This is a genomic window from Streptomyces sp. NPDC055189 (assembly GCF_053606765.1).
The window spans coordinates 36,803-49,321 of sequence record NZ_JBSGSG010000014.1 but is presented as its reverse complement, the minus strand read 5'-3'; the positions used below and the strand labels follow the sequence as shown (position 1 = coordinate 49,321).

Here is a 12,519-nt window from a genome sequence, read left to right as displayed (position 1 = left end):
CGCCGCCCCCGCCCCACGAAAATGGAGCGGCACCTCTGTCGGTGCGCTGAGGGGGATGGGGCGATGCGCGAAATCGGGCTGCTCTCGGACAATGCGATATCCGATGCATCCGGTGATGCATTCGGGTTTCTGGCACATGCCCGAGTTCTGTGTGACGCACTGGAGGGCACGGACGACCTTCCGCTCACCGTCGGAATTTTCGGCCCGTGGGGCATGGGCAAGTCGAGTTTCATGCATATCTGCCGCGACTTGCTGCGCAAGCGTGAGATTCCCGCCATCTGGTTCAACCCATGGAAGTACGACCAGAAGGACGAGATCTGGCACGCGCTTATCCAGACCGTGCTCACCGAAATGGCCGTCGATCTGGAGAGGCGTCGCAGCAAGGCCGGTGAAGCAAAGCGTGAGAGGTTCACCGAGACGCTGGCCACCGTACGGCAGTTGAGCCAGACCGCTGCCTGGCTCCTCGCCCGCCGGGCGGCCGGCCCGCTGAGCGGCGGTTTCCTCACGGCCGATGACGTCGATCGCTTCCAGGAGACGATCACGACCTCGGACACCGCGGCATACCGCCATGTCAATCACTTCGAGGAGGACTTCAAGGATGTCGTCCACCGGTACACCGACGGCGGCCGACTCGTCCTCTTCGTCGACGACCTCGACCGCTGCACCCAGGATGCGGCAATCACCGTACTGGACTCCCTGAAACTGTTCCTCGGCGAGGCATCCTGTGTTTTCGTCCTGGCGATGGACCAACAGGTGATCACCGAGGCGGCCGGGCGGAAGGCCGGCGCGGACGAACCGGATCTCGTCCGAGGCCAGCAGTACCTGGAAAAGCTGATCCACTTCCCGTACCACCTGCCCGTCGTGCCGTTCGAAGCGCTCTACCGCCAATTGCAGACGACGATCCGGCCTCCGGAACTGGCCGACTCCACGGAACTCTGGGAACTGATCCGGTCCGCCTTCGGCGCCAATCCCCGACGGGTGCGCAGATTCATCAACGGCCTCAATCTCTCCGCCGCGACCCTGGACTTGCAGCAGGCGCCGTCCGTACAGCGATTGCTGCACGCCGGTGTTCTGCTGGCATTACGGATGCTGCACCCGTCCTTCTTCCTCGTCCTCCAGGAAGATCCGGCCATCTGGTTCCGCTTCGACGAGGCCGAGGCCCGAAAGACACAACTCGGCGGTCGGGACGAAACGGTCGCCCAGGAGAATCCGGGCGTACGACGGCTCCTCGCCGACGTATCGCCGCACCGCGCGGGCTTCGGCTTCCCGCCACCGCCCAACGAGCAGGAGATCAGACTCCTCACCGAGATCCTCACCGTGACCGGCGGTCTGCCCTCGGCTCCCGAGGAGCCGTCATGAGCCAGGCCGCTTCACCGCAGGAGCCCTTCCGCACTCCCGGCCCCCGCCATGTCATCGGACTCGACATCGGGGACGGCGAGAGCGCTCTGTGCTGGCTGTCGACGGATCCGGACACCATGGGGGACGAGCCGGAGGTCTTCGAACGGCACACGAACGAGAAGAGCATCATCACGGCGATCGCGTGGGAGCACGGGAAGAACGACGACCACAGCGAGAACGAGGACGGGGACGAGGACGAGAACCATGAGGAGTCCACCAGGCTTCTGATCGGCGAACCAGCCGTGATGTCCAACGACTGTCTGCAGTTCAGCGTGAACTTCAAGACCGCCTTCGACCCCGAGCAGCAGGTCATGCCGCGGCAAGTGCCGTTCTCCCAGGCGCTGCTCCGCGAGTTCTTCCACCGCCATCCCGAGGTCAAGGAGGACTGCGCGGTGTATGTGGGGCATCCCGCGGGGTGGCCGGTGGACGCCGTCGAGGCGTATGCGCGGCAGTTCGCACCTCTCGACGTACCCGTGCAGCTCATGCCCGAGTCGCAGTCCGCGCTGGTCCATGTCCGGGACCGGCACGCGGAGGATCGGGGCAATGGTCTCGATCGCGACGCACTGCGGGAGGTGCTGATCGTCGACGTCGGTTCCTCGACGACGGACTTCACGTACGTGGACGATCTCGAACCGCGCAATCTGCCGGTGGGAGCCTCACTCGGCTGCCGTCGGATCGATGACGATCTCGCCGCCCTCATGCGCGCGGCACTGGCCGGGGACAAGGAGTTCACCGATGCCCTGACAGTGGCCGGTGGAGCACAGATGCTCCGGCTGGTGTGCCGCCGGGCCAAGGAGGCACAGTTCTCGTCCGGCTACACGGGTGGGGGCAACTTCCTGACCATGCCCCAGGGCTGTGCCACCCGCTTCGCCCCGATCATCGACAAGGGCGGCGGCCGTCTGCGCGGCGTGGAGATCCCCCGGCTGGTTGCCGCCCCGGGCGGCTGGGCGGACGACTTCCGCGCCCTGCTGACCCGGGCGAAGCGACATCTCGGCTCCGCCCGGCCTCAGTTGATCGTCGTGACCGGCGGCGGCTCACGGATGCCGGTCGTCCGGGAGGCTTGTGCCGAGGCATTCCCGGACGCGACGGTACGCAACGACCCCGCTCCCTCGTTCACCGTGGCCCGAGGTCTGGCGAGCGCCGGCCAGCATCGGGTCGGCGTGGAGCGCTTTCGGCGTGACATCCGGGCTCTGAAGGACCAGGCCGACTTCACCCTGGAAATTCGCGCCAGGCTCCTCGAATCGTTCGACGAGGTGATCAGTCTGCTGCGGCAGCGTGTCGGGCGGAGTGCGGGGCACAGCGACGCCGATTCGCCCTCGCTGGACGAGCAGATCCGTGAGATGGCCGATGTCGACGCGGTGTTCGGGCGGCTGCGAGCGCGGCTGGAGTCCTCGTTGACCCCGCTCGTTCTGGACATCTGCCGTGCCTACGGAATCCGGGACGATCGGTTTCCACTCGACCTGACGGTGCCGAACGTCGTCAGTGCCGCGATGAAGGCACGTATCCGCGGTGTTCTGCGGACAGCAGGTACGACACAAGGCATCTTGACGAACACCGGAAGCGCGCACGGGGCGGGCCGCGTTCTCATGAACGGGGCGGTACAGGCTTTCCGGAAGGGGGGCGCCGCTCCGCTCCTCGCCGCCGCCGGGGTGGTGGCCGCCGCCGGTGCCGTGATCGTCGGCGGCGCCGCGGGAATCGAATATGCGGCCCGCTGGCGATTGCTTCGCGTCCTGGAGACGGCACACCTGGAACCGACCGAGATCACCAACCTCGTGGAGGAGGTCGCGGAGTCCGTCGCCTCGCAGATGGACGACCGGGCGAAGGAGATCGAGCGCTTCGTCAATCCGGCCTGAACCGTCCCCTCGTGAGGGGTGGGGAACGGATATCCCCGCCCGCTACCGCTCCCTGCCTGTTCCCGGCAGGGAGCGGTAGCGGGCGTATCACGTGGACACGGAACCGCGGTCAGCCGAACGGAATGGTCAGGATGGAGTCCGCCGTCCCGGTCCGGAGTTTCGCCGGGGCAATGCCGATGGCCGACCACACCTCCAGGCGCACCGTTCCGTTCTTCAGGTCACCCAGTGAGCCCGTCGCCGACTTGAGGCCGCGGCCCTCGCTGTAGGTCTCCCAGCCGGTGACCGGGTCGGTGGCGAAGTACTGATAGGTCTCCGTCCGCTCGAAGGAGCCGTCGCCCGTGAGGTCGTAGCTGACCCTGGCCTGCTGGCCCAGGCCGACCGCGGTCTCCGCGTCCACCTGGAGGCGGAAGGTCGTGGACTTGCCCGACGTGAGGGTGCCGTTGACCTTCTTCGCCTCGTAGACCTGCGGCTGGTGCGGGATGCCGTCGTGGTTGGCGCCGCCCGCCGAGGCGAGGGTGTCGCTGCCGGCTGTGGCGCCGGTCGCCGTGGTGAGGGTTCCGCCGCTACGTAGCTGGAAGACGTTGCCCGTGGGCGGGTCGGGGTCCGGGTCGCCGCCGCCCGTTCCGGTGCCGGTGGCCGTGGAGCGGGCCGGGACCGTGAGGGTCTTGCCGTCGGAGAAGGTGACCGTGCGGGGCGAGGAGCTGAAATTGTGCGCCGCGTAGGTGCGTGCCGTGCCCTTGGCGAAGACCGCCGATGTCGGGATGTCGCCCGTGATCGTGGTGTCGGGGGCGCCGAGCGTGTCCAGGGTGTTGATCCAGTGGTAGGTGTGTGCCTTGGACTCTCCCTGCTCGGGCGTGTAGCCGGCGTTGCCCGCGTCCCACTTGGACTTGGCCGCGGCCGGATCGGCGAGCGATTCGAATTCCCAGAGGATGTCGCGCCACTCGGCGGCCGGGCCGCCGTTCTCCCGCACCATCTCGGCGAGGTTGCGCCGGATCGCGGCCTTGTGCCCGGCCAGGTGCAGTGAGCCCCCGGTGATGGGCAGGGCGTTGATGCCGTGGATCTCCTCGGGGTTCGCCGTCCACCACGTGGCATACGCCGCTCCGCTCCCCCACACCATGCCCGCGGTGTCGTGGCCGAAGCCGGAGGGGAAGACCTGCTCGTCGGCGTCGAACCAGTACTGGGCGATCGCCTCCGACTCGGTGGTCAGCAGGTAGGCGCCCAGGTCGCGCAGTTCGGCGTTGTCGGTGGCCGAGCCCCACAGGACCAGGGCGGCGCTGAGGTTGGTCGACTCCGAGGAGGATTCCTGGTTGTTGCCCGCGGCGAAGCCCTGGTGTCCGGAGGCCCAGCTGTGGCCCGCGTAGACGTCGAAGCCGCGCAGGAAGGGGAAGGCCGAGTCGCCGCGGGCGGGGTTGGCCGCGTCCTTGATAAGGGTTTTGACCATGCCGCCCCATGCCGAGTCGGCGGCCCATCCCTGGTCGTACTGGGCGACGATCGCCGCCGCGTAGACGTAGTAGCTGTAGTGGAAGTGGTGGTCGTTGAGTTCGGTGTCGCTGCCGTACGACGCCGGGTAGCCGGTGAGGGTCTTCCAGTCCTTGTCGTAGGAGAACTCACTGGCACCGCCCGCGGTGAACCACTCCTGGAGCCGGCCCTTGAGCAGGCCCAGGAGCTTGTCGCGGGTGCCGGTCTCGCCGATCTGGTCGGCGACCGGGACGAGCTGGGCGAGCTTGCCGAGGGCCTTGCCCGTCCAGTAGGTGTCGGTGGCGCCCGAGAACGGGTCGGACGCGTTCGCCACCTCGTCGAGGTAGGTCTTCAGGCGTGCCCGGTCCACACCCGAGGACTTGGGCAGGGCGGGCAGGACGGAGGAGGACTTCTGGGCGGTGGTGAAGGAGGTGCCCTCGCGTACCTTCATCGTGCCGCGCGGCGATTTGTAGGTGTACGAGGTCAGCGCATCGCTCGTGTGCAGCCACTGGTGGCGGTAGAGCGCCTGGAGCGTGCCGGTCTCGCTTCCTTCCTGGGCCTGCGTGGTGAGGCTGTAGGTCGCCTTGACCGAGCCGGATGCGGAGGACCAGGTCGCCTTGGAGCCGGTGACGAAGCTGTAGGCGTACTTCTTGTACGTGGCGAGCGCGTCGGTGGAGGGGAGGACGGCCAGGGAGAAGTAGTCCTTGGCGCCCAGACCGGCGGTGATCGTGGAGCCGGAGACGTTCCAGTCGCTGCCGCTGGGGGCGAAGAGCGCGTAGTGGTGGCCGCCGACCGTGATGCCCAGGACGTTGCCCTGGTCGGCGAAGACGTTCGGCGCGCCGGCGGTGGTGATCTGGGCGTTGCCGCCCGAGCCCTTGGCGTAGACGTAGGGCAGGCCGTGGCCGATGGTGGTGCGCAGGGTGCGGGTGCCGTCCGACCAGTAGGGGGTGACGGTCCAGTCGGACCAGGCGTCGGCCTTGGTGTCGGCGGAGTTGAGGCCGCTCAGGCCGAGCGTGAGGTCGCGCTTGTGCGCGTATTCGTACTGGCGGCCCTCGCCGACGACTGCGGGGTCGGTGGGGTAGCCGACTTCCAGTCCGCCGGAGACGGCCTGGTAGGTGAGCGGGTGTCCGTACATCGGGGTGGAGTACGGGTTGTCGCCGTAGCGCTGGAAGGCCAGGGAGGTCCACCAGTCGTTGGTGGGGACCGGCTTGCCCTTGGCGGCCGGGGTGACCTTGGGGGTCACCGGGGTGCCGGTGTTGGTGGTGGGCCCGGAGGTTCCGGCGGGGCGGGTGTCGGAGTAACTGCCGGATCCGACGGGGACGTTGGCCGCCGCCGCGGGGGTGGCGGCGGGGCCGAGGCCGATGGCGGCCAGGGCGCCGACCAGCAGCACGGCGGCGGCCGGTCTTCCGTGGGGGACGGGTCGTAAGCGGGGGAATGGCATGGACGGCACCTCAAAGTCATGACGGGGAGGGCGTCTTGAGAGCGCTCTCAGCTGTCGAGGAACGTAAAGCCAGCGCAAACAAGCGTCAATAGCTGGGGCAGGCGGGCGCCGAGCACCCGATGCCGGGCCGTCGCGCCTTCGAGGCTTGAAGAAGCTCCTCCGTGAGGAGCACGCCTCACGCGCCGCCATGCGCGCCCCCATCCGGGCCACCCGAGAGACGCACAACGCGTGATGGCCCGTCACCAGCCATACACGACAGCCCAGTTGCTGCCGGATGAACCACCGGGAAGACCGACCGGCCTTGTGCCCGAACCGCGTCCAGGAGGTTGTACGTAACCGGACTGATTGCCCACGGCGGGCCCTGCACGGTTGTATCGCGGAGTGCCTCGGCAGGGGGCCGGGGCCGACAATGTCCAGGGGGGAACATGCGAAGACTTTTGTCTGCGGTGACGGGTGCGTTAGGGGCCGGCCTGTTGGCGGCGCTGCTGCCGATGGGCACGGCCGCCGCGGAGCCCGCCGGGGGTGATGCGGCCACGGAGCGGATCAGTGTGGCCGCCGACGGGACGCAGGGCAACCGAACGTCGTACTCGCCGGTGATCAGCAGGAACGGCCGCTACGTCGCCTTCGTCTCACAGGCGACGAACTTCGTGCCCCCGTATCCGGTCCCGCCCGGCGGCGGGGGGTACTGGTCGTACCTGCGCGACCTGCGGACAGGCACGCTGGAGCGGGTGGCCGTCGACGGCATCCCGGCGGATGTGCACGACTTCGACGCCTCGGGGAACCAGATGGTGATCAAGTCGCGCAGTGGCCTGTACGTGCGCGATCTGACTTCGGGCGACACCCGGCGGGTTGACCTGGACCTGGGCGCGTTCACCGGCGGCGGCGCGTACAACGCCCGGATCAGCGGCTCCGGCCGCTATGTCGTGTTCGAGCAGAGCCGCCCCACCGGGTCGACAGCGACCGAGGGCTCAAGGGTCTACGTGCGTGATCTGGTGGAAGGCACGACGCAGTGGGTGAGTCACCCGAACACCGCGACCGATACCTACTACGCGGGCGGAGCGGTCATCAGCGACGACGGGCAGCACATCGCGTACACCAACACCCGGTACTTCCCCAAGGGCCCGGCGAAGGGCCACGCCTACCTCCTCGACCGGAGCACCGGCGAGCGGCAGATGGTGGATGTCTCGCACGACGGAGCGACACCGGAGCGCGTCGTGAGCCAGTTGTCGTTGAGCGCGGACGGCAGCCTGGTGCTCTTCAACCGCGCCGACACCAGCCCGGTGACGGCGAACGACCAGAACTCGAACACCTTCATCCGCGAGCCGGCGACCGCTACCACCCGGCCGATCCCGGCCACCGGATCCCAGACCGGCACCAGCGGCGGCCGGCTCAGCCCCGACGGCCGCTTCGCGCTCTACATGGCGGGTGTCACCGGCCCGAACGCGGGTCCGTGGCCGCTGTACCTGCGGAACCTGGAGACCGGTGAGGTGCGCACCGTGACCACCGCGATGGACGGCACTCCGGCCCCCGCCTATGCCGGGCGGGTGGCGATCACCGGCGACAACCGCATGGTCGCCTTCGACTCGTCCGCCACCGACCTCGTCCCCGGCGACACCAACAACACCTGGGACGTCTTCGTGCGGACCCTGCCGTCCGCCTCCTGAGACACCCGTAGCGCGGGGGCGGTCCTCGCGAGGCCGCCCCCGTCCCTGGCGAACGGCTGTATCAAGCCTCGTTGAGCAACTGCCCCGAGATCGCCAGCGTCAGAACGGCGCTCGGGTTCCCCTCGGCGCCGTGCCGGAAGGCTTCGTCGAACGCCTCGTCCCCCATCATCGTGCGGGCCGACCGCCAGCACTCTTCACGCAGATCACGCAGTTCGGGCGTGCCGCGCTGGGAGTGCCCCACCGACCGCCAGTAGGTGTGGCCGATGCCCGACACCAGGGCTGCTGTTCTGCCTTCTCCGCGGGCCGCGGACGCGGCGGCCAGGACGTCGAGGCCCAGAGCGATGCCGAAGCTGTCACCCAGCCGGCGCTTGCCCTCCAGCATGGCGCGGGCGTGTTCGACGGCGTGCGTGGGCTTGCCCCGGGCCAGGGCGAGCAGCGCGAGCTGGTAGTCGGCGTACGCGCGGGTCCAGCATTCACCGTGGGCGAGGCAGTCGGCACGCAGCTCCGTGGCGTGCTTCGTCGCGGTGTCGACGTGCCCGAGCCCGGTGAGCGCAAACACCCGTACGAGATGGCAGCGCAGCATGGAAGGCGAGGAGAAGGCGGGTTGTCCCGGAACTTGCCGCAAGGCGTGCTCGACCACGGCCTGCGCCTTGCTCGCCTCGCCCTGCAGAAGATGTGTGACTCCCAGCAGGTACGCGGCGGCCAGACCCTCTTCGGTGTTGCCGGTGCCGGCCGCGTCCCGCGCGCAGCGCCGGCCGATCCTGGCTGCCTCGTCGTGCTCGCCCTGCAGGAGCAGCACCACGCCCAGGGCCCAGCGTGCCCGCCCGTGAAAGGCGCTGGAGCCGGTGTGCTCCAGCAGGGCCTGCTCCAAGTAGGCGCGGGCTTCGGGCAGATGGCCGCAGCAGCTCCAGAAGAAGCTCACCAGGGCGGCCAGTTCCACCGCGCGCTGCGGTTCGTCCGCCAGGAGATGGTCCAGAGCCGCGCAGAGGTCCGTGTGCTCGAGGGCGATCTTCTGGTACCACTCGACCTGGGCGGGGCCCGCCCACGCCGCGTCTGCCGAGCGGGCCAGTCCCAGAAAGTACTCGGCGTGCCGGGCGGCGGCCGACCCGCGCTCCCCGAGTTCTCCGAGCCACATCCAGCCGTACTCCCGCACGGTGTCCAGCAGGCGGTAGCGTCCCTGCGTGGAACGGGCCACCACGGATTTCTCGATCAGCCCGGCGAGGGTCGCGCCGATGTGCTCGCCGGGCAGCGGGCCGCCTGCGCACACCGCGCGTGCGGAGACCTCGTCGAAGGATCCCCGGAAGACGGAGAGTCTGGCCCACAGCAGGCGTTCGAGGGGCTCGCACAGTTCATGGCTCCAGCCGATCGCGGTCCGCAGGGACTGGTGGCGTCGGGGCCAGATGGGGCCGGGTGCGGCCAGATCCCCGAAATGGGCGCTCAGCCGGGCGGCGATCTCCCGGAGGGGCCTGTTCATCACCTGGGCCGAGGCCAGTTCGATGGCCAGGGGAATGCCGTCGAGCAGTCTGCAGATCTCCGCGGCGTCCTCGACCTGGGCCGGGTTTCTCTTCCTCAGCGCCGGGGCGACCGCCACGGCGCGGGCGAAGAACAGGTCGAGGGCATCGGACTCGCAGGGCAGCGGCTCGATGGTGATGCGCACTTCTTCCCGCAGTTCCAGGGGCTGTCTGGTGGTGGCAAGGACGGTGAGGTGCGGACAGGCGGCCAGCAAGCGGGCCACCAGGCTCCGGCACGCGGGCACGAGATGTTCGCAGGAGTCCAGGACCAGCAGCAGGCGCTTGTCGGACAGCCAGTGGCAGAGGGCATCGAGCGGCCGGTCGGAAGTGTGGTCGGAGAAGCCGACCGTGTCCGCCACCTTCGCCACCAGCAGCCGCGCGTCCGGGATGGCTCCGAGATCAACCCAGCACGGCTCGCCGAGGCCGGCGAGGTGCCGGGCCGTCATGCGGTGAAGGGCATGTATGACCAGCCGGGTCTTGCCGACACCCCCGATACCCGTCAGCGTGATGAGCTGGTTGCTCATCAGCGCTGAGGTCAGACTCTCCTCATCGACGTCCCGTCCGACGAACTGGTTGATCTCAATTGGCGTGTTGCCCAACATCCCTGCATTCTCCACCCTTTGGCATCCGCACGGCTCCAAAGGAGTAAACCGGCTCGCGTGCTCTCACCAGGGACAACGGGAGCCGGCGGGCTGTTCTGCCCGGGCCGGTGAGCGGGCGTCAGCCGGCGGGGCCCAACCGCGAGGGCGGCACACCATCGGCTGTGCCGGTCCTGGCCGCGCTGGGGCGAGCCCCACTCCATTGGGCCTTCTGATCCATTTCGGTGTGCGCCAATCGCGGCGTTTCCCCTGAGCGGTGCGGTGGCGCCGCCGGTTCCGGGAAGGACGGGGAGGGGAGAAATGGGAGCAGAATGGTCGATGTCATCGTGTTGATCGGCGTGATTGCCGGTGCGTCCATGCAGATCCAGGCGGTGTGGGACATGGGCCGCACCCCGAACGACGGTGAGGACAAGACCGCCCTGCAAGCGCAGGCGTTTGTCCTGGCGGCGGCAGGGTCCCTGATCGCCGTCAGCGCCCTGGGCGCCGCCCTGCTGTTCGCCCCTGGTTCCTGACCCCGGCGACGACACGCCGACTGAAAGACGACACCGGCTGAAAACGGCGCCGGCCTCCCGCCGCCAGGTCGGGTGCGCAAAAGGCCGGCTCACCGGGGGTGCCCCGGGGCGACCTGCCCCGGGGACACCCCCGCCCCCGGTCAGCCCTTGCGCGGGCCGGCGGCCTTGAGCGTCAGGGTCTGCTCGGCGGCGCTGCGGCCCCCGCCGACCGGGTTACCTGTGGTGTCGGTCCAGGCGCGGGTCGGCGTGGTCTCGGCGAGCCGGTCGGGGACATCTGACATGCCCAGGACCAGTCCGCTGTAGCGGTTGACCAGGTGGACGGTGCGGGTGGACCTGCCGTCGGCGGTCGACCCCGGGACGACGAACCACTGCTGGCCCACGGTCGGCTTGCCGCCGGGTGCCGAAGCCACGGTCATCTTGGCTGCCCAGGCGCGGCCCGCGTCCTTGGTGGAGTCGACGCCGACCAGCTTCCCGGTGGCGGCGTTGGTGATGCGGTAGGAGCCGTCACCGCCCGGGGTGAAGATCCAGCGGCTGCGGGCGCTGCCGTCGCCCGCGGGCAGCGAGGTGGTGTTCTGGCTGCCAGCGGCCTGGGAGAGGACGCGCCCCTTGCCGTTGCCGATCGTGTAGGCGGTGCCTGCCGTCACGGGGGCGGCGGGCTCGCTGGTGGTGAGGGTGGTCTCGTAGTACTCGCCGTCCTTGCCGTCCGAGCACTGGAAGGAGCAGTAGCTGCGGAAGCTCTTGCCGACGACGGTGGATCCGGTCTTGTTCACCGAGTCGAGCATCCAGCGGTACCAGGAGCCCGATTTGTAGTCACCGGAGTCGCCGATGAGCTTCCACTTCTGCGTGGCGAGGTTGTCGGTGACGTAGAACCGCTGGGGTTCCTTGCTGTCCTGGGTGATGGCCTCGGGCTGTCCGACATACAGCCCCAGGTAGGCGTTGTAGGCGATGTTCATGGTCAGCAGGTCGGACTTCGCGGGCAGTTCGCCCGCATCCTGCTGTTCCTTGACGTTGCCGTCGTTGGCCGGGTCGTAGTCGCCCGCGACGGGCGTGTACCCCGTGCGGTGGTCGGCGTCGACCGGCTCCATGTTGCTCTCCAGGCCGCCGACGCCCGGCTGGGACCACTTGCCGTCGTACCACTTCTTCCAGGATCCGGGCGCCATCTTCGCGGACATCGGGGCGCGCGCGACGTGCGCCCGGCTGCCGTCCGTCCAGCCGCCGGATATGCCGCCCTTCGGGATGGCCCGCGAGTTGTAGTACACGTAGAAGTAGCCGGATGCGGTGTCCACGAAGAGCCGCGGGTCGCCGTTGCCGTAGTGGTAGAGGTCGTTGGGGAAGGCCGCGTCGTCGCCGCGCTTGGTCGAGTACGGCGAGGTCAGGACGTGGTCCTTGATGTCCCACGTCTTGCCCTGGTTCGTGGAGACGGCGTAGTCGATCGCGTCGTAGTGCAGGCCGTCGCCGAAGGGCTTGGGGGTGAACTCGTTGTGGACCAGGCCGTACCAGTCACCGGTGTCCGGATCGGTCCACACACCCAGCAGGTCGCAGTAGTTCTTCTGCGCGTAGTGCGCGGTGTCGGGGGCGTTCGTGGCTTCGCGGCCGGTGGGGCTGTTGTTGCACCGCCAGGTGGTGTCGTTGTTGCGGTCCTTGGCGTTGGCCGGGTTGACCGCGTCGCTCAGCTTCGCGTCACGCGTCGCCGCGTCGAAGTCCTTGCCGGTGTAGAACGTCCACTTGCGGGGGTCGTTCGCGGCGTACAGGGCATGGGCGGACTGGTAGTGGAAGCTGCCGTCCTTGTCGATGTACGTGCTGGCGGGGGTGTCGTCGGGGTTGGTCCACGGGCCCTTGTCGCCGATGCTGACGCCGTAGGTCGGGGCATGTGTCGAAGCGGGCGCCGGGTCGGACGCCCGGGCGGACGCCAGCGTGCCGGCCAGCACTACGGCTGTCGCACCGAGCGCACCGGCGATCCTCATTCTGGAACGAACTGACACAGGTTCTCCTCTCGTGGTCGGGCCGCTGGTGAGGCTGGGGATGGGAGCGGCCCCGGGGTCGATGTCCTTGGGTGCCTCGTCGAGTGGCCCGCCCGGCCGCC

Annotated in this window: 7 protein-coding genes; 4 read left to right on the top strand and 3 right to left on the bottom strand. The window is 68.9% G+C overall.

Annotation, left to right across the window (positions count from 1 at the left end; translation table 11 throughout):
• Positions 1 to 21 precede the first annotated feature (21 nt).
• Together ACWFR3_RS13305 and ACWFR3_RS13300 are read left to right on the top strand one after the other, a co-directional pair.
• Complete coding sequence (locus ACWFR3_RS13305) at positions 22 to 1,359, top strand: KAP family P-loop NTPase fold protein (protein ID WP_453734760.1); 1,338 nt, start codon at positions 22 to 24, stop codon at positions 1,357 to 1,359.
• Positions 1,356 to 3,251 carry an Hsp70 family protein gene (locus ACWFR3_RS13300; protein ID WP_453734664.1) on the top strand — a complete coding sequence of 632 codons (1,896 nt, stop codon included), beginning with the start codon at positions 1,356 to 1,358 and terminating at the stop codon, positions 3,249 to 3,251. The genes ACWFR3_RS13305 and ACWFR3_RS13300 overlap by 4 nt, the downstream gene beginning before the upstream one ends.
• 109 nt (positions 3,252 to 3,360) lie before the next feature.
• On the opposite strand, the gene ACWFR3_RS13295 is transcribed toward ACWFR3_RS13300, so the two are convergent.
• Positions 3,361 to 6,150, bottom strand: a complete 2,790-nt coding sequence (locus ACWFR3_RS13295; RefSeq protein ID WP_453734663.1) for a glycosyl hydrolase — start codon at positions 6,148 to 6,150, stop codon at positions 3,361 to 3,363.
• Positions 6,151 to 6,575: 425 nt separating this feature from the next.
• Between ACWFR3_RS13295 and ACWFR3_RS13290 the strand changes: the two genes are divergently transcribed.
• On the top strand, positions 6,576 to 7,814 hold the full coding sequence (locus tag ACWFR3_RS13290) for a hypothetical protein (RefSeq protein WP_453734662.1): 1,239 nt from the start codon (positions 6,576 to 6,578) through the stop codon (positions 7,812 to 7,814).
• 61 nt (positions 7,815 to 7,875) lie between these two features.
• On the opposite strand, the gene ACWFR3_RS13285 is transcribed toward ACWFR3_RS13290, so the two are convergent.
• Positions 7,876 to 9,927 (bottom strand): ATP-binding protein, encoded by a 2,052-nt coding sequence (locus tag ACWFR3_RS13285; RefSeq protein WP_453734661.1) that lies wholly within the window; start codon positions 9,925 to 9,927, stop codon positions 7,876 to 7,878.
• Positions 9,928 to 10,235: 308 nt separating this feature from the next.
• On the opposite strand from ACWFR3_RS13285, the gene ACWFR3_RS13280 reads away from it, so the two are divergent.
• Complete coding sequence (locus tag ACWFR3_RS13280) at positions 10,236 to 10,436, top strand: hypothetical protein (RefSeq protein ID WP_453734660.1); 201 nt, start codon at positions 10,236 to 10,238, stop codon at positions 10,434 to 10,436.
• Between the two features lie 140 nt (positions 10,437 to 10,576).
• Here ACWFR3_RS13280 and ACWFR3_RS13275 read toward each other — a convergent pair whose 3' ends face one another.
• On the bottom strand, positions 10,577 to 12,400 hold the full coding sequence (locus ACWFR3_RS13275; RefSeq protein WP_453734659.1) for an RICIN domain-containing protein: 1,824 nt from the start codon (positions 12,398 to 12,400) through the stop codon (positions 10,577 to 10,579).
• Positions 12,401 to 12,519 lie beyond the last annotated feature (119 nt).

Excerpts from the sequence above, each read along its gene's own strand:
- ACWFR3_RS13305 (WP_453734760.1), top strand. The coding sequence starts at position 22 with ATGGAGCGGCACCTCTGTCGGTGCGCTGAGGGGGATGGGGCGATGCGC.
- ACWFR3_RS13300 (WP_453734664.1), top strand. The coding sequence starts at position 1,356 with ATGAGCCAGGCCGCTTCACCGCAGGAGCCCTTCCGCACTCCCGGCCCC.
- ACWFR3_RS13295 (WP_453734663.1), bottom strand. The coding sequence starts at position 6,150 with ATGCCATTCCCCCGCTTACGACCCGTCCCCCACGGAAGACCGGCCGCC.
- ACWFR3_RS13290 (WP_453734662.1), top strand. The coding sequence starts at position 6,576 with ATGCGAAGACTTTTGTCTGCGGTGACGGGTGCGTTAGGGGCCGGCCTG.
- ACWFR3_RS13285 (WP_453734661.1), bottom strand. The coding sequence starts at position 9,927 with ATGTTGGGCAACACGCCAATTGAGATCAACCAGTTCGTCGGACGGGAC.
- ACWFR3_RS13280 (WP_453734660.1), top strand. The coding sequence starts at position 10,236 with ATGGTCGATGTCATCGTGTTGATCGGCGTGATTGCCGGTGCGTCCATG.
- ACWFR3_RS13275 (WP_453734659.1), bottom strand. The coding sequence starts at position 12,400 with ATGAGGATCGCCGGTGCGCTCGGTGCGACAGCCGTAGTGCTGGCCGGC.